At 70.4% G+C, this 22,061-nt stretch carries 26 protein-coding genes; 23 read left to right on the top strand and 3 right to left on the bottom strand.

The genetic code is table 11. The annotated features are described in order from the left end of the window. Nucleotides 1-54: 54 nt before the first annotated feature. Genes MQN93_RS29920 through dapD form a run of 12 tightly spaced genes read left to right on the top strand, consistent with a single transcriptional unit; the run spans nucleotide 55 to nucleotide 8,989 of the window. Nucleotides 55-801: a helix-turn-helix transcriptional regulator gene (locus MQN93_RS29920; RefSeq protein WP_037782658.1), complete on the top strand. Its 747-nt coding sequence runs from the start codon at nucleotides 55-57 to the stop codon at nucleotides 799-801. Continuing rightward, nucleotides 798-2,222 (top strand): Fe-S cluster assembly protein SufB, encoded by a 1,425-nt coding sequence (sufB, locus tag MQN93_RS29915; RefSeq protein ID WP_016436138.1) that lies wholly within the window; start codon nucleotides 798-800, stop codon nucleotides 2,220-2,222. The genes MQN93_RS29920 and sufB overlap by 4 nt, the downstream gene beginning before the upstream one ends. 59 nt (nucleotides 2,223-2,281) lie before the next feature. After that, on the top strand, nucleotides 2,282-3,463 hold the full coding sequence (gene sufD / locus MQN93_RS29910; protein WP_242711992.1) for a Fe-S cluster assembly protein SufD: 1,182 nt from the start codon (nucleotides 2,282-2,284) through the stop codon (nucleotides 3,461-3,463). Beyond that, nucleotides 3,463-3,780, top strand: a complete 318-nt coding sequence (locus MQN93_RS29905; protein WP_016436140.1) for a non-heme iron oxygenase ferredoxin subunit — start codon at nucleotides 3,463-3,465, stop codon at nucleotides 3,778-3,780. The genes sufD and MQN93_RS29905 overlap by 1 nt, the downstream gene beginning before the upstream one ends. A gap of 7 nt (nucleotides 3,781-3,787) precedes the next feature. Next, nucleotides 3,788-4,552, top strand: coding sequence for a Fe-S cluster assembly ATPase SufC (sufC, locus tag MQN93_RS29900; protein ID WP_016436141.1), 765 nt, complete (start codon nucleotides 3,788-3,790; stop codon nucleotides 4,550-4,552). Beyond that, nucleotides 4,549-5,805, top strand: a complete 1,257-nt coding sequence (locus tag MQN93_RS29895; protein ID WP_242711991.1) for a cysteine desulfurase — start codon at nucleotides 4,549-4,551, stop codon at nucleotides 5,803-5,805. Before sufC ends, MQN93_RS29895 begins: the two co-directional genes overlap by 4 nt. Before the next feature lie 11 nt (nucleotides 5,806-5,816). Next, a complete protein-coding gene (sufU, locus tag MQN93_RS29890; RefSeq protein ID WP_037782659.1) occupies nucleotides 5,817-6,284 on the top strand; it encodes a Fe-S cluster assembly sulfur transfer protein SufU in 468 nt (155 codons plus the stop codon). Continuing rightward, nucleotides 6,281-6,613: a metal-sulfur cluster assembly factor gene (locus tag MQN93_RS29885; protein ID WP_016436144.1), complete on the top strand. Its 333-nt coding sequence runs from the start codon at nucleotides 6,281-6,283 to the stop codon at nucleotides 6,611-6,613. Before sufU ends, MQN93_RS29885 begins: the two co-directional genes overlap by 4 nt. Before the next feature lie 52 nt (nucleotides 6,614-6,665). Further along, on the top strand, nucleotides 6,666-7,049 hold the full coding sequence (locus MQN93_RS29880) for a VOC family protein (protein ID WP_242711990.1): 384 nt from the start codon (nucleotides 6,666-6,668) through the stop codon (nucleotides 7,047-7,049). A gap of 24 nt (nucleotides 7,050-7,073) precedes the next feature. Continuing rightward, nucleotides 7,074-7,394: a DMT family transporter gene (locus tag MQN93_RS29875; RefSeq protein WP_016436146.1), complete on the top strand. Its 321-nt coding sequence runs from the start codon at nucleotides 7,074-7,076 to the stop codon at nucleotides 7,392-7,394. Beyond that, a complete protein-coding gene (locus MQN93_RS29870; RefSeq protein ID WP_016436147.1) occupies nucleotides 7,394-7,945 on the top strand; it encodes a TetR/AcrR family transcriptional regulator in 552 nt (183 codons plus the stop codon). The genes MQN93_RS29875 and MQN93_RS29870 overlap by 1 nt, the downstream gene beginning before the upstream one ends. 54 nt (nucleotides 7,946-7,999) lie before the next feature. Continuing rightward, nucleotides 8,000-8,989: a 2,3,4,5-tetrahydropyridine-2,6-dicarboxylate N-succinyltransferase gene (dapD, locus tag MQN93_RS29865; RefSeq protein ID WP_242711989.1), complete on the top strand. Its 990-nt coding sequence runs from the start codon at nucleotides 8,000-8,002 to the stop codon at nucleotides 8,987-8,989. Nucleotides 8,990-9,079: 90 nt separating this feature from the next. Here the strand turns inward: dapD and MQN93_RS29860 are convergent, their stop codons facing one another. Then, nucleotides 9,080-9,583: an HAD domain-containing protein gene (locus tag MQN93_RS29860; RefSeq protein ID WP_242711988.1), complete on the bottom strand. Its 504-nt coding sequence runs from the start codon at nucleotides 9,581-9,583 to the stop codon at nucleotides 9,080-9,082. 139 nt (nucleotides 9,584-9,722) lie between these two features. Here MQN93_RS29860 and MQN93_RS29855 point away from each other — a divergent pair, with 139 nt between their 5' ends. Continuing rightward, nucleotides 9,723-10,283, top strand: coding sequence for a SigE family RNA polymerase sigma factor (locus MQN93_RS29855; RefSeq protein WP_242711987.1), 561 nt, complete (start codon nucleotides 9,723-9,725; stop codon nucleotides 10,281-10,283). Next, nucleotides 10,280-11,500 carry a YncE family protein gene (locus tag MQN93_RS29850; protein ID WP_242711986.1) on the top strand — a complete coding sequence of 407 codons (1,221 nt, stop codon included), beginning with the start codon at nucleotides 10,280-10,282 and terminating at the stop codon, nucleotides 11,498-11,500. The genes MQN93_RS29855 and MQN93_RS29850 overlap by 4 nt, the downstream gene beginning before the upstream one ends. Before the next feature lie 28 nt (nucleotides 11,501-11,528). Here the strand turns inward: MQN93_RS29850 and dapA are convergent, their stop codons facing one another. After that, on the bottom strand, nucleotides 11,529-12,446 hold the full coding sequence (gene dapA / locus MQN93_RS29845) for a 4-hydroxy-tetrahydrodipicolinate synthase (protein ID WP_242711985.1): 918 nt from the start codon (nucleotides 12,444-12,446) through the stop codon (nucleotides 11,529-11,531). A 170-nt stretch (nucleotides 12,447-12,616) separates the two neighbouring features. On the opposite strand from dapA, the gene MQN93_RS29840 reads away from it, so the two are divergent. The 7 genes from MQN93_RS29840 (at nucleotide 12,617) to MQN93_RS29810 (ending at nucleotide 16,720) form a co-directional block, all read left to right on the top strand. Continuing rightward, nucleotides 12,617-12,754, top strand: coding sequence for a hypothetical protein (locus tag MQN93_RS29840; protein ID WP_016436153.1), 138 nt, complete (start codon nucleotides 12,617-12,619; stop codon nucleotides 12,752-12,754). Continuing rightward, complete coding sequence (locus tag MQN93_RS29835; RefSeq protein WP_016436154.1) at nucleotides 12,751-13,443, top strand: hypothetical protein; 693 nt, start codon at nucleotides 12,751-12,753, stop codon at nucleotides 13,441-13,443. Before MQN93_RS29840 ends, MQN93_RS29835 begins: the two co-directional genes overlap by 4 nt. Before the next feature lie 73 nt (nucleotides 13,444-13,516). Continuing rightward, the gene (locus tag MQN93_RS29830) at nucleotides 13,517-13,936 is read left to right on the top strand and encodes a phage holin family protein (protein WP_016436155.1); all 420 of its coding nucleotides are present in this window, start codon (nucleotides 13,517-13,519) and stop codon (nucleotides 13,934-13,936) included. Next, nucleotides 13,933-14,487: a DUF3618 domain-containing protein gene (locus MQN93_RS29825; RefSeq protein ID WP_016436156.1), complete on the top strand. Its 555-nt coding sequence runs from the start codon at nucleotides 13,933-13,935 to the stop codon at nucleotides 14,485-14,487. The genes MQN93_RS29830 and MQN93_RS29825 overlap by 4 nt, the downstream gene beginning before the upstream one ends. Nucleotides 14,488-14,566: 79 nt before the next feature. Next, on the top strand, nucleotides 14,567-15,268 hold the full coding sequence (locus MQN93_RS29820) for an antibiotic biosynthesis monooxygenase (RefSeq protein ID WP_242711984.1): 702 nt from the start codon (nucleotides 14,567-14,569) through the stop codon (nucleotides 15,266-15,268). 77 nt (nucleotides 15,269-15,345) lie between these two features. Beyond that, complete coding sequence (locus MQN93_RS29815) at nucleotides 15,346-15,972, top strand: ArsR/SmtB family transcription factor (protein WP_242711983.1); 627 nt, start codon at nucleotides 15,346-15,348, stop codon at nucleotides 15,970-15,972. Between the two features lie 13 nt (nucleotides 15,973-15,985). Further along, nucleotides 15,986-16,720, top strand: coding sequence for an SRPBCC family protein (locus MQN93_RS29810; protein ID WP_242711982.1), 735 nt, complete (start codon nucleotides 15,986-15,988; stop codon nucleotides 16,718-16,720). 47 nt (nucleotides 16,721-16,767) lie between these two features. Here the strand turns inward: MQN93_RS29810 and MQN93_RS29805 are convergent, their stop codons facing one another. Then, nucleotides 16,768-18,594, bottom strand: a complete 1,827-nt coding sequence (locus MQN93_RS29805; protein ID WP_242711981.1) for a DUF8508 domain-containing protein — start codon at nucleotides 18,592-18,594, stop codon at nucleotides 16,768-16,770. 276 nt (nucleotides 18,595-18,870) lie between these two features. On the opposite strand from MQN93_RS29805, the gene MQN93_RS29800 reads away from it, so the two are divergent. Together MQN93_RS29800 and MQN93_RS29795 are read left to right on the top strand one after the other, a co-directional pair. Beyond that, nucleotides 18,871-20,304, top strand: coding sequence for a hypothetical protein (locus MQN93_RS29800; protein WP_242711980.1), 1,434 nt, complete (start codon nucleotides 18,871-18,873; stop codon nucleotides 20,302-20,304). 172 nt (nucleotides 20,305-20,476) lie between these two features. Further along, nucleotides 20,477-21,925: an alkaline phosphatase PhoX gene (locus MQN93_RS29795; protein WP_242711979.1), complete on the top strand. Its 1,449-nt coding sequence runs from the start codon at nucleotides 20,477-20,479 to the stop codon at nucleotides 21,923-21,925. Nucleotides 21,926-22,061 lie beyond the last annotated feature (136 nt).

The raw sequence follows: 22,061 nt of genomic DNA, 5'->3' as shown, positions 1-22,061 counted from the left end.
CAGCGGCGCCGACGCCGCTTGCCCGGTCCTGAGGAATTACGCAACAATGGCGTTGTGAAAAACGTCGGCGAGGCTCTGGAGACCCCGGCAGGGGTCCACCAGGAGGAGCACGCGACCGGTGAGCGGTCCACCCGCAACCGCGTCGCGCGATCCATCCTGGACCACGGCCCCTCGACCGTCGCCGAGCTGGCCGGCCGGCTGAGCCTGACCCAGGCCGCCGTCCGCAGGCACCTGGACGCACTGGTCGCCGACGACGTCGTGGCCCCCCGTGAGCAGCGGGTCTACGGAGCCCGCGGCCGAGGCCGCCCGGCCAAGGTCTTCGCGCTCACCGACTGCGGCCGCGACGCCTTCGACCAGTCGTACGACAAGCTCGCCGCGGACGCCCTGCGCTGGATCAGGGAGCGCTTCGGCGGGGACGAGGCGGTCGTCGCCTTCGCGCGCGCACGGATCGCCGAGCAGGCCGCCGCCTACCGCAAGGCGATCGAGGCCGCCGCCCCTGAGGAGCGCACCGAAGCCCTGGCCAGGGCGCTGAGCGCGGACGGGTACGCTGCTACGGCGCGCAGCGCACCGGTCGGCGAGCAGCTGTGCCAGCACCACTGCCCCGTCGCCCATGTCGCGGAAGAGTTCCCGCAGCTCTGCGAGGCGGAGACCGAGATCTTCTCCCAGCTGCTCGGAACGCACGTCCAGCGACTGGCGACCATCGCGCACGGTGACGGCGTCTGCACGACGTTCATCCCCAAGATTTCCCCACAGACCACTGACAACGCATCCGCAAGCACGGCCGGGAGGAACCCCGCATGACTCTCCCCATCGAGGAGACTGCCCACCCCGAGCTCGAAGGCCTGGGTAAGTACGAATACGGCTGGGCCGACTCCGACGAGGCCGGTGCCTCTGCCAAGCGCGGCATCAACGAGGACGTCGTCCGGGACATCTCCGCGAAGAAGAACGAGCCGGAGTGGATGACCAAGCTCCGCCTCAAGGGCCTGCGCCTCTTCGACAAGAAGCCCATGCCGAACTGGGGCTCGGACCTGTCGGGCATCGACTTCGACAACATCAAGTACTTCGTGCGCTCCACGGAGAAGCAGGCGGAGTCCTGGGAGGACCTGCCCGAGGACATCAAGAACACCTACGACAAGCTGGGCATCCCCGAGGCCGAGAAGCAGCGCCTGGTCGCGGGCGTCGCCGCCCAGTACGAGTCGGAGGTCGTCTACCACCAGATCCGTGAGGACCTGGAGGAGCAGGGCGTCATCTTCCTGGACACCGACACGGCCCTGAAGGAGCACCCGGAGCTCTTCAAGGAGTACTTCGGCACGGTCATCCCGGTCGGCGACAACAAGTTCGCGTCGCTGAACAGCGCCGTGTGGTCCGGCGGCTCCTTCATCTACGTGCCGAAGGGCGTGCACGTCGAGATCCCGCTGCAGGCCTACTTCCGCATCAACACGGAGAACATGGGCCAGTTCGAGCGGACCCTGATCATCGTCGACGAGGGTGCCTACGTGCACTACGTCGAGGGCTGCACCGCGCCGATCTACAAGTCGGACTCGCTGCACTCCGCGGTCGTCGAGATCATCGTCAAGAAGAACGCCCGCTGCCGCTACACGACCATCCAGAACTGGTCGAACAACGTGTACAACCTGGTCACCAAGCGCGCCGTCGCCTACGAGGGCGCGACCATGGAGTGGGTCGACGGCAACATCGGCTCCAAGGTGACCATGAAGTACCCGGCCGTCTACCTGATGGGCGAGCACGCCAAGGGCGAGACCCTCTCCATCGCCTTCGCGGGCGAGGGCCAGCACCAGGACGCCGGCGCCAAGATGGTCCACATGGCGCCCAACACCTCCTCCAACATCGTCTCCAAGTCGGTGGCGCGAGGCGGCGGCCGCACCTCCTACCGCGGTCTGATCGAGATCGGCGAGGGCGCCCCGGGCTCCAAGTCGAACGTCCTGTGCGACGCGCTGCTCGTCGACACCATCTCCCGCTCGGACACGTACCCGTACGTCGACGTCCGCGAGGACGACGTGTCCATGGGCCACGAGGCGACCGTCTCCAAGGTCTCCGAGGACCAGCTCTTCTACCTGATGAGCCGCGGTCTCTCCGAGGACGAGGCGATGGCGATGATCGTGCGCGGCTTCGTCGAGCCGATCGCCAAGGAACTTCCCATGGAGTACGCCCTCGAGCTCAACCGGCTGATCGAGCTGCAGATGGAAGGCGCGGTCGGCTAGCACCGGCCCCCTCACGCAGCCAGCGAAACCTGACGTAGGAAGAGAGCAGACCGACAGCCATGGCTGAGGCTCAGAATATCCCCGTGGGGTCCACCACCGCGGGCCAGATCGCGGTGGCCGCCGAGTCGACCGTCGCCACGCGCATGAGCGCGCCCCCGTCCTTCGACGTGCAGGACTTCCCGGTCCCGCACGGCCGCGAGGAGGAGTGGCGGTTCACGCCGCTGGAGCGGCTGCGCGGGCTGCACGACGGCACCGCCGTCGCCGCCGGCGAGGGCGTGAAGGTCGCCGTGGAGGCGCCCGAGGGCGTCACCGTCGAGGTCGTGGACCGCGACGACCCGCGCCTCGGCCGTGCGGGCACCCCGGTGGACCGCGTCGCGGCCCAGGCCTACTCCGCGTTCGAGCAGGCCGGAGTGGTCACCGTCCCCAAGGAGACGGTCCTCACCGAGCCGATCCGCATCGCGGTGCACGGCGAGGGCGGCGTGCGCTACGGCCACCAGGTCGTCGAGCTGGGCGCCTTCGCCGAGGCGGTCGTCGTCATCGACCACACCGGTGACGCCGTGCTCGCCGCCAACGTCGAGTACGTCCTCGGTGACGGCGCCAAGCTGACCGTCGTCTCCGTGCAGGACTGGGACGACAAGGCCGTGCACGTGGCCCAGCACAGCGCCCTGGTGGGCCGGGACGCGAGCTTCAAGTCCGTGGTCGTCACCTTCGGCGGCGACGTCGTACGACTGCACCCGCGCGTCTCCTACGCCGGCCCTGGCGCCGAGGCCGAGCTGTTCGGGCTGTACTTCACGGACGCCGGTCAGCACCACGAGCACCGCCTCCTGGTCGACCACAACGTCCCGCACTGCAAGTCCAACGTCGTCTACAAGGGCGCGCTGCAGGGCGAGTCCGCGCACGCCGTGTGGATCGGCGACGTCCTCATCGAGGCCAGGGCCGAGGGCACGGACACCTACGAGATGAACCGCAACCTGGTGCTGACCGACGGCGCCCGCGTCGACTCCGTGCCGAACCTGGAGATCGAGACCGGCGAGATCGTCGGCGCCGGCCACGCCAGCGCGACCGGCCGCTTCGACGACGAGCAGCTCTTCTACCTGATGGCCCGCGGCATCCCGGCCGACGAGGCCCGCCGCCTGGTGGTCCGCGGCTTCTTCGCCGAGCTGGTCCAGCAGATCGCGGTCCCGGACATCGAGGAGCGCCTGCTCGCCAAGATCGAGACCGAGCTGGAGGCCACCGTCTGATGGCTTTCGTACGCGCCTGTGGGCTGAGCGAGCTGGAGGAGGACACCCCGAAGCGGGTGGAACTCGACGGCACGCCGGTCTCGGTCGTGCAGACCGAGGGCGAGGTGTTCGCCATCCACGACATCTGCTCGCACGCGAACGTCTCCCTGTCCGAGGGCGAGGTGGAGGACTGCCAGATCGAGTGCTGGCTGCACGGCTCCAGCTTCGACCTTCGCACCGGTAAGCCGTCCGGCCTTCCCGCGACGCGCCCCGTCCCCGTATACCCCGTAAAGATCGAAGGGGACGACGTGCTCGTCTCCCTCAACCAGGAGTCCTGAGGCACCCATGGCAACGCTTGAAATCCGAGACCTGCGCGTCACCGTCGAGGCCGACAACGCCACGAAGGAGATCCTCAAGGGCGTCGACCTGACCGTGAAGCAGGGCGAGACGCACGCCATCATGGGCCCCAACGGCTCCGGCAAGTCGACCCTCGCCTACTCCCTCGCGGGCCACCCGAAGTACACGATCACCGGCGGCACCGTCACCCTCGACGGCGAGGACGTCCTGGAGATGTCCGTCGACGAGCGCGCCCGTGCCGGCCTGTTCCTGGCCATGCAGTACCCGGTCGAGGTCCCGGGTGTGTCCGTGTCGAACTTCCTGCGGACCTCCGCCACCGCCGTCCGCGGCGAGGCCCCCAAGCTGCGCACCTGGGTGAAGGAGGTCAAGGAGGCCATGGAGCGCCTCAACATGGACCCCTCCTTCGCCGAGCGCAACGTCAACGAGGGCTTCTCCGGCGGTGAGAAGAAGCGCCACGAGATCCTTCAGCTGGAGCTGCTCAAGCCGAAGGTCGCGATCCTCGACGAGACCGACTCCGGCCTCGACGTCGACGCCCTGCGCGTCGTCTCCGAGGGCGTCAACCGCGTCCGTGAGACCGGCGAGGTCGGCACCCTGCTGATCACGCACTACACGCGCATCCTGCGCTACATCAAGCCCGACCACGTCCACGTCTTCGCGGGCGGCCGCATCGTCGAGTCCGGCGGCGCCGAGCTCGCGGACAAGCTGGAGAACGAGGGCTACGAGGCTTACACGAAGGGTGGCGCATCCGAGTGACACAGCTGCCGGGCCTCCTCGACGTCGAGGCGATCCGCAAGGACTTCCCCGTCCTGGACCGCCAGGTCCACGACGGCCAGAAGCTCGTGTACCTGGACAACGCGGCGACCTCGCAGAAGCCGCGCCAGGTGCTCGACGCCCTGAACGAGTACTACGAGCGCTACAACGCCAACGTCCACCGCGGTGTGCATGTGCTCGCCGAGGAGGCCACGGCGCTGTACGAGGGCGCGCGTGACAAGGTCGCGTCGTTCATCAACGCGCCCAGCCGCGACGAGGTGATCTTCACCAAGAACGCCTCCGAGTCCCTCAACCTCGTGGCGAACATGCTCGGTTGGGCCGACGAGCCCTACCGCGTGGACCACGAGACCGAGATCGTCATCACGGAGATGGAGCACCACTCCAACATCGTGCCGTGGCAGCTGCTCGCGCAGCGCACGGGCGCGAAGCTGAAGTGGTTCGGCCTCACCGACGACGGCCGTCTCGACCTGTCCAACATCGACGAGATCATCACGGAGAAGACGAAGATCGTCTCCTTCGTGCTGGTGTCGAACATCCTCGGCACGGTCAACCCGGTCGAGGCGATAGTCCGCCGCGCCCAGGAGGTCGGCGCGCTGGTCTGCGTCGACGCCTCGCAGGCGGCGCCGCACATGCCGCTGGACGTGCAGTCGCTGCAGGCCGACTTCGTGGCCTTCACCGGCCACAAGATGTGCGGGCCCACCGGCATCGGCGTCCTGTGGGGCCGCCAGGAACTGCTGGAGGACCTGCCCCCGTTCCTGGGCGGCGGCGAGATGATCGAGACGGTGTCCATGCACTCCTCGACCTACGCTCCCGCGCCGCACAAGTTCGAGGCGGGCACGCCGCCGATCGCCCAGGCGGTCGGTCTCGGCGCGGCGATCGACTATCTGTCCTCGCTCGGCATGGACAAGATCCTCGCCCACGAGCACGCGCTCACCGAGTACGCGGTGCAGCGGCTGGCGGAGGTCCCCGACCTGAGGATCATCGGGCCGACCACGGCCGAGGACCGGGGCGCGGCGATCTCGTTCACGCTGGGTGACATCCACCCGCACGACGTGGGCCAGGTCCTGGACGAGCAGGGCATCGCGGTCCGTGTCGGTCACCACTGCGCGCGGCCGGTCTGCCTCCGCTACGGAATTCCTGCGACCACGCGAGCGTCGTTCTATCTGTACTCCACGCCGGCGGAGATCGACGCCCTGGTCGACGGCCTGGAGCACGTACGGAACTTCTTCGGATGAAGGGCTGACGCGTGAAGCTGGACTCGATGTACCAGGAAGTCATCCTGGACCACTACAAGAACCCGCACGGGCGGGGCTTGCGGGATGGCGACGCCGAGGTGCACCACGTCAACCCGACCTGCGGCGACGAGATCACCCTCCGGGTGAAGTACGACGGCACGACGATCCAGGACGTGTCCTACGAGGGCCAGGGCTGCTCCATCAGCCAGGCCTCGGCCTCGGTGCTGAACGAACTCCTCGTCGGCAAGGACCTGTCCGACGCGCAGCAGATCCAGGAGACCTTCCTGGAGCTGATGCAGTCCAAGGGCAGGATCGAGCCCGACGACGCGATGGAGGAGGTGCTGGAGGACGCGGTCGCGTTCGCCGGTGTCTCCAAGTACCCGGCCCGGGTCAAGTGCGCCCTCCTGAGCTGGATGGCGTGGAAGGACGCGACGGCCCAGGCCCTGGGCGGAGCCGACGCCGAAAGGAAGACGGCATGAGCGAGACCCTTGAGATGAAGCCGGCCTCGGAGGAGGAACTCCGCGAGGCGCTGTACGACGTCGTCGACCCCGAGCTGGGCATCGACGTGGTCAACCTCGGCCTGATCTACGGCATCCACATCGACGACTCGAACGTCGCGACGATCGACATGACCCTGACCTCGGCGGCCTGCCCGCTGACGGACGTCATCGAGGACCAGGCCAAGTCCGCCACGGACGGCCTGGTGAGCGAGCTGCGGATCAACTGGGTCTGGATGCCGCCGTGGGGCCCGGACAAGATCACGGACGACGGCCGCGAGCAGCTCCGGGCGCTGGGCTTCAACGTCTGAGCCACCCAAAAAAACCTGCGGCCCCTTGTGAAACGGCCATACCGTCTCCGGTATGGCCGTTTCACTGCATCACATCGTCGTGGACGCCCACGATCTCCCCGGACTCGCCGACTTCTGGTGCCGGGTGCTCGACTGGCGGATCCTGTCGCAGAAACCGCGTGAAGTCGTCATCGGACCGGACGAGTTCGCGCCCACCGGGATCTGCTTCATGCCGGTGAGCGACCGGAAGACCGTCAAGAACCGGCTGCACTTCGACCTCGCCCCGGACGACCAGGAGGCCGAGGTCGAACGGCTGCTCGCGCTGGGGGCGCGCCGTGTCGACATCGGACAGGGCGACCGGGTGGGCTGGGTGGTGCTGGCCGACCCCGAGGGCAACGAGTTCTGCGTACTGCGCCCGAAGACATCGCTGATCTCCTTCCGGGACGCACCATCGTGAACGGCGTTATGTACACTCGTACGCATGGCCTTTCTGACGCTCCTCGCGGCCATCGCCGCCGAGGTCGGTGGCACCACCGCCATGAAGTTCAGTGACGGGTTCAGCCGGCTGTGGCCGTCGGTGCTGACGCTCGTCGGATACGTCGTGTCCTTCTGGCTGCTCGCCCAGACGCTGAAGAGCATGTCCGTCGGCACGGCCTACGCGATCTGGGCCGGGCTCGGCACCGCCGCCATCGTGGCCATCGGAATGGTGTTCCTCGGAGAGGGGATGACCGTCCAGAAGGCCGCCGGGATCGCCCTGATCATCGTCGGAGTCGTCGTGCTCAACCTCGGAGGAGCGCACTGATGCCCCGCCGCTACGACCCCGACCGGCGCCAGCGGATCATCGACGCGGCGATCCGCGTGGTGGGCGACAAGGGCCTGGCCGGCCTGAGCCACCGCTCGGCCGCCGCCGAGGCCGACGTACCGCTCGGCTCGACGACGTACCACTTCAAGACCCTCGACGAACTGATGGTCGCCGCGCTGCGGCAGGCCAACGAGGGCTTCGCCAAGGTCGTCGCCGCGCACGGCGCCCTGGAGGACGCCGCGTGCGACCTGCCCGCCGAACTCGCGCGGATCCTCGGCGAGTGGCTGTCCGGCGACCGCACCGGTGTGGAGCTGGAGTACGAGCTCTATCTCGCCGCCCTGCGCCGCCCCGCCCTGCGCCCGGTCGCGGCCGAGTGGTGCGAGGACCTCGCGCTGCGGCTGGGCCGGCGCACCGACGCGGTCACGGCGCGGGCGCTGGTCGCGCTGATGGACGGGATCTGTCTGCAGGTCCTGCTGACCGGAACCCCCTACGACGAGGGGTTCGCGCGCGAGGCGCTGTCCCGGGTGATGACGGTCCCGACCGGCACCTGAGACACCGTGGCCGGCGGTTGGCCTCCGTGCCCTCCGGCCGGTTAGGTTGCCCTCATGACCGACACGACTGCTTCTCGCACCACCGGCGCCGTGGCCACCGGCCTTGCCACGATCGCCGCCGACGGCACTGTTCTCGACACCTGGTTCCCGGCGCCCGAGCTGAGCGAACAGCCCGGCCCGTCCGGCACCGAGCGGCTGCCCGCCGAGAAGGCCGTGGAACTCCTCGGCGAGGGCGCCGCCAAGGCGATCGGTCCGGACGCCCGCCGGGGCGTCGACGTGGTCGCGGTCCGCACGGTCATCTCCACCCTGGACGAGAAGCCGATCGACGCGCACGACGTCTACCTGCGGCTGCACCTCCTCTCGCACCGCCTGGTCAAGCCGCACGGCCAGAACCTGGACGGCATGTTCGGCTTCCTCGCCAACGTCGCCTGGACCTCGCTCGGCCCGGTCGCCGTCGACGACCTGGAGAAGGTCCGCCTCAACGCCCGTGCCGAGGGCCTTCACCTTCAGGTGACGTCGGTCGACAAGTTCCCGCGCATGACGGACTACGTCGCCCCCAAGGGCGTGCGCATCGCCGACGCCGACCGCGTCCGCCTCGGCGCACACCTGGCCGAGGGCACCACGGTCATGCACGAGGGCTTCGTCAACTTCAACGCGGGCACGCTCGGCACCTCCATGATCGAGGGCCGTATCTCCGCCGGCGTCGTCGTGGGCGACGGCTCGGACATCGGCGGCGGCGCCTCCACCATGGGCACGCTGTCCGGCGGCGGCAACGTGATCATCTCGCTCGGCGAGCGCTGCCTGGTCGGCGCCGAGGCAGGCGTCGGCATCGCGCTCGGCGACGAGTGCGTGGTCGAGGCAGGCCTCTACGTCACCGCGGGCACCCGCGTGACCATGCCCGACGGTCAGATCGTCAAGGCCCGCGAGCTCTCCGGCGCCTCCAACATCCTCTTCCGCCGCAACTCGGTCACCGGCACGGTCGAGGCCCGCCCGAACAACGCGGTCTGGGGCGGCCTGAACGAGATCCTGCACAGCCACAACTAGCGCTGCCGCAGCACCGGGCGCCCTTCCGTCGTCGTACGGAAGGGCGCTCGTGCATGTTCACCGGGGGCGGGTGAACCGATCGCCTTCCGGTCACGGCCGCAGCGTCGCCGCGAACCGGGCCAGGGCCCCGAAGTCCTCCTCGCGCAGCCCGAGATGGGGGCTGACGTGATGCAGGAGGGCTGGAGCGCCGTGGCGGGCGGCGACGTACTCCTCGTCCGCCGGGGTCTGTTCGTCGTCGACCCAGGCGAAGGGGCGCCCCTCGGCGTACGCGACGATCGCCTCCGTCTTCCAGTGCACCCCGTCGGGGCGCAGCGCGAACAGGTCCGTGCCGAAGTCGACGTAGGGCAGCTCGGGGAGCCCGATCACGGGGGCGATCCAGCGGTTGGCGGCGTCCATCCAGGTCGTCGCCCAGCACAGGTCGTAGTCGAGGCCGAGCAGCGCGGCTCCGTGGGAGGGGTTCAGCCAGACGCGCAGGGCGCGGCCCGGCTGCAGGGCGACCCTGATCGTCGTATAGCCGTCGGGGCGCCGCTCGGGCTTCGCGGCCCAGGGGTTGAGGGGGCCGTCGACGTCGAGGAACAGCAGCGGGCGGCTCACGGGGACAACGTACGGCACGAGGGGTGCCGCGGCGGCGGAGAATTTTCCGCCGCACAGGCATAGCGGTGAGCGGTCGCGCGCGTCAGTAGGGGCACAGGGCGGGGCACACGGGTCTCCGCCGGGGGAAGAGAAGGTGACGATGGATGCCGAAGGTCTGGAGAGCTTCCGTGAGTTCGTGGACAACAGGTCGTCGGCCCTGCTGAAGACGGCCGTGCTGCTGTGCGGCGGAGACCGGCACGCCGGCGAGGACCTCCTGCAGAACGCGCTGGTCAAAGCGGCGGGCAGATGGCAGCGGATCGACGAGCCCGAGGCGTACGTACGCCGGGTCCTGTATCGCCAGCAGATCAGCCGCTGGCGGCTGAAGTGGCCCCGGCGCGAGGTCAGCGTCGCCGAGCCGCCCGAAGGTGAGCCGCAGCCCGCCGACCAGGCCGCCGCCGCCGAACTGCGTGTCGTGATGCGCGAGGCGCTCGGCCGGCTCACCGCACGTCAGCGCACGGTGCTCGTGCTGCGCTACTTCGAGGACCTGCCGGAGGCCGACGTGGCCCGGCTGCTGGGCTGCTCCGTCGGCACCGTACGGTCCACCACCCACCGCTCCCTCGCGCGGCTGCGCAGTCTGGCGCCCGAACTGGCCGTCCTCGGCCGCGCGGACGCCGAACAGGCGACGTCCCGTGACTACTCGCCCGTGGAGGTGCGTCCGTGAACGTCGACGAACTCGTGCGCGAGGCCCTGCGCGAGCAGGCGGCCGCGCAGACCCCGGCGGGGCCGGGACTGGCGGACCGCGTGCTGGCCCTGCGCCGGCGCCGCCGCACCCGCAGGATCGCGGCCGTCGCCGCCGCGACGGCCGCCGTGGTCGCCGTCGCGGTGGCGGTGCCGCTGCTCGACTCCGGCGGCAAGGACGTACGCCCCGCGGACGTCGTCGTGCACCACAAGGGCACCGAGGCCCACCCCGACCAGTCGCCGCCGCGGAACCTGATCTCCGCCGGGGGCACCACCCTGGCCGGATACTCCGTGACGGACACCGTCGAGCTGACCAAGGAGACCGCCGTCAGCCGGCGCACCTACTACCTGCTGGACCACGAGACCGGCAGGTATGTGCGGACCGCCAAGTGGTCATGGGTGGCCGTGGCGCCCGGGATGAAGACCGCCGCCGTCCTGGAGCGGAACCTGCCCGCGTCGCGGATCGGACTGCTCGATCTGACCACCGGCAAGGTCGAGCGGTGGATCGAGGTCGACCACAAGGTGGCCGGGCTCGCCTTCTCGCGCGACGGCCGCAAGCTGGTGGCCACGACGTACGGCGAGAACCCCGACCAGTTGTACAGGTCCCAGGGCCAGGGTGACTGGGGGCCCACGATGCAGTCGAGCCGCACCGGTTTCTACGTCATCGACGTGGCCTCCGGGACGGGGCCCTGGACGGAGGTCAGGCTCGAGAAGGACCCCGACGATCCCATGGGCGGGATGCTCAACGCCCGCCAGGACTTCGCCCTGACCGACGACGGCCGGCACGTCTGGGCCGGCAACCCCATGGGCGACATCGGCAAGGAGTTCTGGACCCTGAAGGGCGAGCCGGTCTCCGCACCGGCGGGCGACAAGTACCTCCAGTGGTACGTCGAGGCGGGCAAGTCCCCGAACGGCCGACTCGTCGCAGGGGACTTCGCGGGAAAGAAGTGGCACACCTCCTCCTACGTCCTCGACGCCCTGACCGGCGCGAAGACCGAGGTGCGCGGGCAGCAGCTGCTCGCCTGGGTGGGCAACAAGCAGCTCATCGCCTGGGACATCGCCAAGAACGACAAGAACGAGTTCCATCAGCGGCTGGTGCTGGTCACCATCGGCAGTGAGAAGGAGGTCCCGCTCAGCGGCTTCCGCCAGGGCCACGACGGGGACGCCGGGCGCTGGGACCCCCTGTTCGCCCAGCCCTGACCGGGGCCGGTGCCGCCGGCCGGTCCAGTCAGTGGGCCACCAGCCGCTCGTACTCCCTCAGCAGCCCGTGGACCGTCGCGCGGTCGGCGGGCTGCAGTGGGGCGCGGACCGGGCCGGCGGGGTGGCCGAGTTCGTGGAGCAGGGCCTTCGTGGTGACGGTGCCGGGCAGGCCGGAGGACATCATCGACTCGATGAGCGGGGTGGCGCGTTGCTGCAGGCGGGCGGCGACGGGGGTGTCGCCCGCGTCGAACGCGTCCAGCACCGCGCGGAGTTGCTCTGGGACGACGTTCGCGACGGTGCTGACGTAGCCCGCGCCGCCCACCGCGTACAGGGCGAGGTTGTGCTCGTCGCAGCCCGCGTAGTACGCCAGGTCGGTGCGGGCGAGCACCTTCTGGGCGGCCAGGAAGTCGTAGGAGCAGTCCTTGACCGCCACGATCCTCGGGTGGGCGGCGAGCCGGATCATCGTGTCCGCCTCGATGCGTGTGCCGGTGCGGCCCGGGATGTCGTACAGCACCACCGGCAGCCCCACCGCGTCCGCGACCGCGAGGAAGTGCGCCTCCAGCGCGTCCTGCGGGGGCCTGCTGTAGTACGGGCTGACCACCAGCAGGCCGTCCGCGCCCGCCTTCTCGGCCGCGCGGGCGAGCTCCACCGTGTGCCGGGTGTCGAAGGTCCCCACCCCGGCCACGACCGGCGCCCCGCCCACCGCCTCCCGCACCGCCTCGACGAGCGCCGCCTTCTCGGCGTCCGTGGTGGTCGGCGACTCGCCCGTGGTGCCCGAGAGCACCAGCCCGTCGCACCCGCGCGCGACCAGATCCGCGGCGAGCCGCTGCGCACCGTCCAGATCGAGCGCACCGTCCTCGGTGAACGGAGTGACCATCGCGCACAGGGCGCGGCCGAAGGGGGTGGCACCGGCCGCGGCAGTCGTCGTGTCAACGGCAGTCGTCATGTCAGCAGTGTCGGGACGGCGACGGTGAAGCTCCACTTAATTCTTCTACGACGTATTGCTAAGCAAGGCTTCGAGATGGGTGCCGGTGACGGGCCCTATGTCCAAAGAGGCCCTTCATGGGTCACCATGGTCGGGTCGGAGAGCGGCAGCAGTGCGTCATGGGAGGCGACATGAAGCTCGGCAAGGCACTCGCCACGGGAGTCGCGGAGGAGCAGCCGCAGACATCGGTCCAGGAACCCGAAGAGATCGAACTCCCCGAGGAGACCACGGAACTGAAGGCCCCCGAAGAGGTCCCGGCGGCCCGATGAGACTGCGGCTTCCGGAGGAACGCCCTACGGAGCCGCCGACCGGATACAAGATCGCCCACCCGGTGCTGTCCCAGGACGGCACCCGGGCCGGGTTCACCGGTGTGTCGCTGGGCGGCGCGCTGCCGTACGGCGTCCTGGCCGACGCGGCGTGCGTCTACGGCCTGCGCCATCGCGCACCGCACCGCCGCTGCGCCTGCGGGTTCCACTGCGTGCACGACCGCGCGGTCGCCGAGGCGATGCTCTGCACCACCGAGCACCGGGCGGCCGTTCTGCTGGAGGTCTCCGTCCTCGGCGCCTACATCCGCTTCGAGCGCGGCTTCCGCTCCGCCCGCCAGCGGGTGCGCGTCGCCACGGTCGGCCCCTGCGCATGCGGCGCGGTCGCCGTGGCGCTGGCCGACGCGGGCTGGGGCCGGCCCGGCTGGCGCGGGCTCGCGCCCTCCTGCGCGGGCTGCGTCCGCGCTCGTACGTCCGTTTCGCTCGCGGCGTTCGCGCGGCTCGCGGGGGAGGGGCTGCGGGTGGTGGCGGGCGGCGGCGACCCGGACCGGCCGACCGCAGTGCCCGGCGCCGAGGGGCTCGGGGTGCCCGAACTCGTCGCGGAGGCAGCCCTGTTGCAGGCGCGCCTCGACTGGTTCCAGACCCAGCTGGCCCGGCTGGGCGAACACGGACCCGGCCGGGGCAGGCAGGGGTAGCGCAGGAGAGCCGGGGTACCCGGGGTGTTCCGAACGAGAGGCAGACGAGCGGAACACGACAGGAGGCGACGCCGTGACCGGGACCATGCACCCCGGGCCTGTGCACGACGAGCACCACTCGGTGGGCGAGCTGGTCGGGCAGGCCACAGAACAGCTCTCCAGGCTCGTACGGCAAGAAGTGGCCCTCGCCAAGGAGGAGATGGCCGCCAAGGGCAAGCGCGCCGGACTCGGCGGCGGACTGCTCGGCGCTGCGGGCGCGTTCGCCTACGCGGGCCTGCTCGCCGCGGCCGGCACGGCCGTCGCCGCCCTCTCGCTGGCGCTGTCGGTCTGGGCCGCGGCACTCATCGTGACGGCCGTGCTGTTCGTGATCGCGGCCGTGCTCGCCATGACCGGCCGCGCCCAGTTGCGCCGGGCCACTCCCCCCACGCCCGAGGAGACCCTCGGCAGCGTCAAGGCCGATGTCGAGGAGATCAAGGAAAGGGCACACCGATGACGGACAAGGCCGCGACGGGCGCCAAGGGGCCCGACGAGTTGCGCCGGCAGATCGAGCGCACACGCAGCGAACTCGGTGCGACAGTGGAGGAGTTGGCGGGCAAGATGGATGTGAAGGGGCGGGCGCGGGCCCGGGCGGCCGACCTCAGGGACAAGGCCGGAGCCATGACCGTGCAACTGCGCAGCACCGCCGCACAGGCCGGCCACACCATGCAGGAGCGGGCCGCCAAGGCCGGTCACCAGGTCCAGGACAGGGCCACCAAGGCGGGCCACCAGGTCCAGGACAAGGCCACCAAGGCCGGCCACCGGATGCACGACAACGCCGCGAAGGCCGGGCACCGGGCGCACGAGCGGGCGCTGCGGACCGGCCACTCGGCCCAGGACACGGCGCAGTCGACGGGGCAGGAGCTGCAGCACCGGGCGGAGCGCGGCATGCCGTGGCCCGCCCGGCCGGTGGTGCAGGCGGCGATGCGGCATCCGCGGCCCACCCTCGTCATCGGCGCGACCCTGGTGGCGGTCGTGGTGATCAGCCGGCGCCATCCGAAGAAGTGAGGCGCGGCTTGACCTGAATCGAGGTTGAGGTTGAAGGGTGGGCGGTACACCGATCGGTCACCGCCCACCGGAGGTTCGTATGACCCGCCGTACCGACGCCCACCCCGACCTCACCGACCCGCGCGTGGGAGCACCCTTCTTCAGCACCTGGCGCGTGGGCACCCCGCTGCGCCAGCGGCAGACCGTCGAGGCGATAGCGGAGACCTGGCAGGGCCGCCCCTGGCCCGCCGACGATCTGCTCGGCTACCACGTCTACACCGGCGACGACGCCTCCACCCTGCTCCACCACTCGCAGTGGACCGGCGAAGCGGCCTACGAGGCCTTCGTCAAGACGCAGCGTCAGGAGCGCGTCGACGCGATCGACACCGCCGTGCCCGGCATCGAACGGCTGGGACTGGGGCGTTACCGGCGCTACCGCAGCGGCGTCAGGGACGGCGAGACGCGGGTCCCCGGCTGCATCGTGATCGTCGACATCGAGTTCGAGGGCCCCGACCCCGACCGGCAGCGCGCCTGGGTCGACGCCGTCTTCGAGGCGCTGGAGAGCGAGCCGACCCCGCATCCCGGCGGCATCTCCGCCCACTTCCATCTGAGCACCGACGGCACCCGCGTCCTCAACTACGCGGAGTGGGAGAGCGCCCGCGCCCACCTCGAAGCCCTCGCCGCACCCGGCGACGGCATCGGCTCGTCGACGCAGCAGTGGCACCGCGTCCAGACCTGGCCCGGCCTGAAGAGCACCACGGTCAGCCGTTACCAGCACGCGCTGGGCCTGCTCCCCGGCTGAGACCTACTGCTTCGGCGAGACTCACCGAAAGTCTGAACCGTCTGGACAAAAAAAGTTTTCGGTGAGACGGTGGACCCATGCTGGACGTCACCGTGATCGAGGACCCCGAGGCCGCCGCCGTCTCCCTGGACCCCATCAGGGCCCGGCTGCTCGCCGAGCTGACGGCCGGACCCGCGTCGGCGGCGATGCTGGCCGGCCAGGTCGGGCTGCCCCGCCAGAAGGTGAACTACCACCTCAAGGCGCTGGAGCGGCACGGCCTGGTCGAGCTCGCCGGGGAGCGCCGCAAGGGCAATGTCACCGAGCGGCTGATGCGGGCGACCGCCGCGTCGTACGTCATCTCGCCGCTCGCCCTCTCCGCCGTACAGCCCGACCCCGACCGCTTCCGGGACCAGCTGTCCGCGCGCTGGCTGCTCGCCCTCGGCGCCCGTCTGGTGAGCGACGTCGGCGCGCTGATCACCGGTGCCGCCAAGGCCCGCAAGCGGCTGGCGACGTACGCGCTCGACGGCGAGGTGCGCTTCGCCTCGGCCGCCGACCGGGCCGCGTTCGTGCAGGAGCTGACGGCCGGGGTCACCGCGCTGATCCGCAAGTACGACGCCCCCGACGCCGAGGGCGGGCGTGCGCACCGGATCGTCGTGGCCGTCCATCCCACCCTCAAGCAGACCGAGCTCGAGCAGAGCGAGCTCGACCAGACCGAGCCGGAGTAGTCAGGAGCCCGCCATGTCCAAGGAATTCGAGATCGCCCGCGAGTTCGAGGTCGACGCCACCCCCGAGCAGGTATGGGAGGCGGTCACCAGCGGAACCGGAGGCTATCTGTGGCCGATGGAGCCGCCGGAGCCCCGGGTCGGCGGCAAGGGGCCCTTCGGGTCCGAGGTCACCGCCTGGGACCCGCCGCACCGCTACACCAACCGCGTCGAGGACGTCAAGGGCATCTCCGAGCAGACCCTCAACCAGCTCGACTACACGATCGAGCCCCGCGACGAGGGACGCCGGGCCTGGGTGCGGTACGTGCACAGCGGCATCTTCGTCGACGACTGGGACAACCAGTACGACGGCGCCGCCAAGCACACCGACTTCTATCTGCACACCCTGCGCGAGTACCTGGTCCACTTCGCGCCCCGGCCCGCCGCGTTCGCCACCTTCGACGGGCCCGAGGCGTCCAAGGCGCTCGACGCGCTCGCTGTCGTCGGGCGGGCGCTCGGCGTCGGCGAGGACATGGCCGCCGGCACGCGCCTGACGGTCCGGGGCCCGGACGCGTTCGAGGCCGTCGTCGACTTCCGCAACCCGTACTTCATCGGGCTGCGCACCGATCGCGGTCTCACCCGTGTCTTCGGGCGCAACCACTGGGGCCACCCGGTCGGCATCTCCCTGCACGACTTCACGCCGGGCACCGACATCAAGGAGTGCGAGACCGCCTGGCAGGGCTGGCTGAACGGCGTGTTCGACCAGCCCTGAGCAAGCGGGAGTCACGGCCCTACGGACCGAACCTTACGGACCGAACTTCACGGACGGAACCGCAGCACCTGCGGGTCGTGGTCGCTGATCTGGTCGTGGAACTCCGAGTTGATGTGCACGGAGTCGTAGTCGAAACCACGGCCGCGGCGGATCGACGGGGAGATCAGGATCTGGTCCAGGACCTGCTGGTTGCCCTGGTAGTCGTAGGTGTAACGCTCGCTCCTCGGCAGCGACTTGATCGCCGACCACAGGGCGCCGTCGTCTTCGAGGATCTTCGTGGTGCCGGAGAACTCGAAGTCGTTCATGTCGCCGAGCGTGACGACCTCCGCGTTCTTCTGGACGTGCAGGATGTCCTTGACGAAGGCGTTGACCAGCGTCGCCTGCGCGTGCCGCTGGGTCTCCGAACTGCGCGCCGGCGGCTGGTACGCCGCCGTCAGACCCTGGTCGCCGCCCTTGGAGTTCAGGTGGTTGCCGATCACGAATACCGTCCTGCCGTGGAAGACGAACTCCGCGGCCAGCGGCTTGCGGCTGTTGTCCCAGGCGGAGTCCGCCGGGGCGATCCGGCCGGGGGAGGCCGTCAGCCGGGCCTTGCCGTGCACCTTGGTGACGCCCACCGCGGTGGTGGAGTCGCCGCCCGCGCGGTCCGTGAAGGACACCCGCTCGGGGTTGAAGAGGAAGACCTGGCGGATGTTGCCGCCGGGCTCGCCGCCGTCCTGGTCGTTGACCGGGTCGATACCGCGCCAGTCGTACCTGGGGCCGCCCGCCGCGACGATCGCGTCGATCAGCTTGGTCACCGTCACGTCGGCGGCGACCGTGCCGTCGTCCTTCGCACCGTTGTTGTCCTGGATCTCCTCCAGGGACACGATGTCGGGCGACTTCAGATTGTTCACGATCGCGGAGGCGTGCTGGGCGAACGTGTCGTCGGCCGGGTCGAGGTTCTCGACGTTGTAGGTGGCGACCGCGAGCTCGCTCCGGGACTGCTTCCGTGTCGTCTCCCGCTGCAGGCCGCCGCTCTTGAGGGCGCCGATCTCGTTCGCGACGAGGGTGTAGCCGCCGTACTGGTTGTAGTCCATCGGGCCGGCCGTGGTGCCGGTGAGCGTGTCGCCGACGTTCGCCACCGGGAAGTCGGCCGTCGCGCCCAGCGACTGGATCTGCAGCCGGCCGGTGTTCTGGTCGTCGTAGGAGCCGTAGAGCGTGCCGCCGCGGCGGGTCGGGTTCTCGTGCGGCTTCACCGTGACCCACAGCTCGGTGTACGGGTCGGTGCCGGTGACCACGCGGGTATTGGCGACCCGGACGTTCATGCCCTCCAGGGACTCGTAGTAGTCCAGGGCGTACTTCTTCGGCTGCAGGGTCAGGCCGTTGATCGAGCCGTTCGCCGCGGTGTCGCCCGCGGGTGTGTAGCGCGAGGGCACCGACCTCGCGTCGATCAGCGTCGCAGCCGGGACCGTGTTGCCGGTGGAGACGGTGGTGATCACCGGCTTGGTGATCTCGGTCAGCGACTGGTTGCCGGACGAGGTGCCGCCGGGGACGTACTCGGAGACCGTGCCGGTGACCGTGACGGAGTCACCGACCGCGACCTTCGGGGTGGAGCTGGTGAAGACGAAGACGCCCTCACTGGTGGCCGGGTCGTCGTCCGGGTTCGGATCCTGGATCCAGAAGCCTCTGGAGGAGCCGTAGGTGCGCACTCCGGTGACGATCCCGGGCACGTCCGTGACCTTCTGGCCGGCGTACGCGGACGTGCGCGTGCTGCCCTGGATGTCATGGATGCGTACGGTGTCCGCGTGCGCGGGCGCGGTCAGTGCGACGGTGGACGCCGCGGAACAGACGGCGGCGACGGTGAGCGCGGCGAGACGCGCGGAAGACTTGCTCGGCAACGGAAATCCCTCCGGGGACGTGCGTGGGCGCCGGGACGAGGGTGGTGCGTGGACGGTCTCGCGTCCGCGACCGGTGGGGCGGCGGCGACGCGCGTAGAGCTCCGGTGAACAGCTGTCCGCCGTATTTCTACGCGCGTCAATCTCCTGCGCGGTCAGGCCACTTGTCAAGGTTTCGGCCATGTACGGGTGCTGTCCGGGAGATGAACCGGGCGGCATGGGGCGAAATCCGTCTAGGCTGAGCGGCTGAGGTACGACACGCCCGAGGAGAACCAGCCGATGTCAGACAGCTCCCCCCTGCCGCCGGTGCGCCTGCACCCCGAAGCGGAGCTGGCGCGGGACGCCCTGTCCACGCCGCTGCTCTCCCGGGCCGCACGGCTCGCCCGCTGGGCCGGGCCCGAGACCCGGGTCGACGCCGGGGGCGGACTCGTCGACGAGCAGCTGCCGGCCGCGGCCGAGGTGCTCGGGCTGATCGGCGACGACGCCGCGGCCTTCGCGAGCGAGGCATGGCGGGTCGCCCTGGACACCGGGCTCGTCCGGGTCACCGACGAGGACGAGGGCACCGTCGCCGCCGGGGACGACCTGGCGCTGCTCACCTCGGGCTCGCCGCACGACGTCCTGACCGTCTGGCTGGAGGCCCTGGAGACGGTCCTCGCCGACGCGAGCGTGCCCGACCTGGAGGGACTGGAGGGCGCGCTGGACGAGGACGGCGAGATCGACCTCTCCCGGCTGGAGTGGGATCCGGAGGGGGAGGCGGAGTTCCTCGACGGCGTCCTCGGCAATCTGTACCTGCTCACCGTCAGCGAGGACGGACCCGGGGACTCGCCCGTGCCGCTGCCCGCCCTCGCCGCCTCGATGATCGTGCCCAGCGACATGGGCGAGCCCACCAACGACGTCCTGGAACAGGTGTCGGACGCGATGATGCGGCTGGACGACCAGTTCCGGCTCCTGGAGCCGGTGGGGCTCGTGGAGTTCCAGCCGGTCGACGAGGCGCTGATGGCCGACGCCGACACCGCCGCCGAGGAACTCGCGCCCCCGGACGACACCGACGTCGCGCGCTACGGCATGGTGCGGCTCACCCCGCTCGGCCTGTACGGGCTGCGCTCCCGGCTGCTGGAGGCCGGGTTCGCGGCGCCCGCGGTCGGCGACCTCGCGGACAAGGGGGCCGACGTCCTGCTCGACGGGACGGCGACGTTCCCCCAGCGGGCCGCCCAGGCCGAGACCGAACTGTGGATGGCGCGCCGTGAACCCCTCGCCGCGGCACGGGAGTTGCTGGCCGCCGCTCGGGGTGCGGACGGCGGGGCACCGCTGCGCCGGCTGCGCTGCCAGCAGGCGCTCTCGCTCGTCGGCGCCGAGGCCGAACCCGCACTGCGGGAGGTCCTCGACGACGCCGAACTGGGCGGACTCGCCCGCGTCTGGCTGACCGAGCACGGAGCGGCGGACGTACCGGCGCCCTCCGAAGCGATGATCTTCTGGCTGACCATCGACACCATCGCCGCACAACTGGCCGCCGAGGGCAACTCCGAGGAACTGAGGGCCCTGGTGCAGGGTCTGGCCGCCCAGCACGGCGGCTTCTTCGCGGCCGCCTGGCGCGTCGACCACCCCGCCACGGCGGACGTCCTGGAGGCCATGGGCCGCCTCCACCCGGACAAGCGCATCGCGAAGGAGGCCCGCAAGGCGGCGTTCAAGGCGCGGTCGCAGCAAGGGGGTTGAGCCCCGCAGCAGTACGGATTTTTGCTTCCCGTGGTGCGTTGCGTACGGATTCATGGAAGCAGGTCCGCAAGTGTCGCCCTGTGTTCAGGCTCCGTTCAGATGTGGGCGGGACGGTGGCGCCGACCCGAGGTCCGCCACCCTCCACGGCACATCCACCGTCACAGGAGACACCATGTCGCTCACCCGCAGGGACTTCGCCAGAAAATCCGCGGTCACCGGTGCCGGGGTAGCTCTGGCGGGCAGCGTCGGCGCCCTCGCCACCGCCCCCAACGCCCTTGCGTCCACGGACACCGAGAGTGCCGACGGCAGGCCGGGACACGGACACGGACACGTAGGTGTCGGCTACGGCCCGCTGCTGCCCGACCCCGACGGCATCCTCGCCCTCCCCGCCGGGTTCAAGTACCGCGTCATCACCTACAGCGGCAGGACGAAGCTGGAGTCGGGCGAGTTCACCCCCTCCAACCACGACGGCACCTCCACCTTCGACGGCCCCCGCGGCGCCACCCTCCTGGTCAACAACCACGAGCTGGCCGGCCCCCGCGCCGACTGGCCCCACCCGGTCCCGCTCACCGAGGGCCTCGTCTACGACCCCGCCGCGGCCGGCGGCTGCACCGTCGTCGAGGTGCGCCGCGACCATGTCGCCGAGTGGGTCGGCATCGCCGGCACCGCCACCAACTGCGCGGGCGGCAACACCCCTTGGGGCACCTGGCTGACCTGCGAGGAGACCGAGGACAAGGCCGGCACCAACGGCTTCACCAAGGACCACGGCTACGTCTTCGAGGTCGATCCCGCCGACCGCCGCGCCAACCGCAACCCCAAGCCCATCAAGGCGCTGGGCCGTTACGCCCACGAGGCCGTCGTCGTCGACCCCAGGCGCGGCCACCTCTACCTCACCGAGGACGCGTCCGGCCCCAACGGCCTGCTGTACCGCTGGACCCCGCCGGAGCACTTCCACCACGGCCGCGGCAGGCTGCGCACCCTCGCCGACGACGCCGGAGTCCTCCAGGCCTTCAAGTGCTTCGACTCCGGCGGCAAGTTCGTCGACGACCTCTCCCGCGCCACGAGGATCGGCACGGTCTACGGCGTCGACTGGGTGACCGTCCCCGACCGCGACGCCAGGACCACCTCCGTCCGCAAGCAGTTCACCGACGGCCAGGTCACCCGCGCCCGCAAGCTGGAGGGCATGTGGTGGGCCGACGGCGGCGCCTACGTCGTCTCCTCCTACGCCCGTGACGAGAGCCCCGTCCAGCACGACGGCGCCGTCTGGTTCTACGACCCCAAGCGCCGCACCCTGACCCTGAAGGTCCTCATCGGTGTCAACCCCGACCCGTCCGAGGAAGGCAACTTCGACGGCCCGGACAACATCACCGTCTCCCCGTACGGCGGCCTGGTCATCGCCGAGGACGGCGAGGGACTGCAGCACCTGTTCGGCGCCACCGACAGCGGCCGCACCTACCCCATCGCCCGCAACGAACTGAACATCGGCACCGAGGAGGAGCCGGAGTACAGCGAGTTCACGGGGGTCACCTTCTCGCCCGACGGAAAGACGCTGTACGCCAACATCCAGACCCCCGGGATCATGCTGGCCATCACGGGGCCGTGGAAGCGTCAGAAGCGTTGATGCATTAATTGGTTCGCGAGTTCCGCGGCCCGCCTCCTAGAGTGAGAAACGTCCAGGTGCGAAGGCAGGACCTACTTCCACTCATAATGGGGCGGCCGCGGGTTCGAGTCCCGCCACCGGTACAACTCGCCGGTGT

This window comes from Streptomyces spinosisporus (assembly GCF_022698145.1).
Classification (GTDB): Bacteria; Actinomycetota; Actinomycetes; order Streptomycetales; family Streptomycetaceae; genus Streptomyces; species Streptomyces spinosisporus.
The sequence above is the reverse complement of the archived record's forward strand: the minus strand, read 5'-3'. Positions and strand labels throughout refer to the sequence as shown.

Bases quoted from the DNA above. Each gene is read 5' to 3' on its own strand.
- sufC (WP_016436141.1), top strand. From the start codon at position 3,788: ATGGCAACGCTTGAAATCCGAGACCTGCGCGTCACCGTCGAGGCCGAC.
- MQN93_RS29810 (WP_242711982.1), top strand. From the start codon at position 15,986: ATGTCCAAGGAATTCGAGATCGCCCGCGAGTTCGAGGTCGACGCCACC.
- MQN93_RS29870 (WP_016436147.1), top strand. From the start codon at position 7,394: ATGCCCCGCCGCTACGACCCCGACCGGCGCCAGCGGATCATCGACGCG.
- MQN93_RS29835 (WP_016436154.1), top strand. From the start codon at position 12,751: ATGAGACTGCGGCTTCCGGAGGAACGCCCTACGGAGCCGCCGACCGGA.
- MQN93_RS29815 (WP_242711983.1), top strand. From the start codon at position 15,346: ATGCTGGACGTCACCGTGATCGAGGACCCCGAGGCCGCCGCCGTCTCC.
- MQN93_RS29905 (WP_016436140.1), top strand. From the start codon at position 3,463: ATGGCTTTCGTACGCGCCTGTGGGCTGAGCGAGCTGGAGGAGGACACC.
- MQN93_RS29875 (WP_016436146.1), top strand. From the start codon at position 7,074: ATGGCCTTTCTGACGCTCCTCGCGGCCATCGCCGCCGAGGTCGGTGGC.
- MQN93_RS29825 (WP_016436156.1), top strand. From the start codon at position 13,933: ATGACGGACAAGGCCGCGACGGGCGCCAAGGGGCCCGACGAGTTGCGC.
- sufB (WP_016436138.1), top strand. From the start codon at position 798: ATGACTCTCCCCATCGAGGAGACTGCCCACCCCGAGCTCGAAGGCCTG.
- sufD (WP_242711992.1), top strand. From the start codon at position 2,282: ATGGCTGAGGCTCAGAATATCCCCGTGGGGTCCACCACCGCGGGCCAG.
- dapA (WP_242711985.1), bottom strand. From the start codon at position 12,446: ATGACGACTGCCGTTGACACGACGACTGCCGCGGCCGGTGCCACCCCC.
- MQN93_RS29855 (WP_242711987.1), top strand. From the start codon at position 9,723: ATGGATGCCGAAGGTCTGGAGAGCTTCCGTGAGTTCGTGGACAACAGG.
- MQN93_RS29880 (WP_242711990.1), top strand. From the start codon at position 6,666: ATGGCCGTTTCACTGCATCACATCGTCGTGGACGCCCACGATCTCCCC.
- MQN93_RS29795 (WP_242711979.1), top strand. From the start codon at position 20,477: ATGTCGCTCACCCGCAGGGACTTCGCCAGAAAATCCGCGGTCACCGGT.
- MQN93_RS29800 (WP_242711980.1), top strand. From the start codon at position 18,871: ATGTCAGACAGCTCCCCCCTGCCGCCGGTGCGCCTGCACCCCGAAGCG.
- dapD (WP_242711989.1), top strand. From the start codon at position 8,000: ATGACCGACACGACTGCTTCTCGCACCACCGGCGCCGTGGCCACCGGC.
- MQN93_RS29840 (WP_016436153.1), top strand. From the start codon at position 12,617: ATGAAGCTCGGCAAGGCACTCGCCACGGGAGTCGCGGAGGAGCAGCCG.
- MQN93_RS29885 (WP_016436144.1), top strand. From the start codon at position 6,281: ATGAGCGAGACCCTTGAGATGAAGCCGGCCTCGGAGGAGGAACTCCGC.
- MQN93_RS29820 (WP_242711984.1), top strand. From the start codon at position 14,567: ATGACCCGCCGTACCGACGCCCACCCCGACCTCACCGACCCGCGCGTG.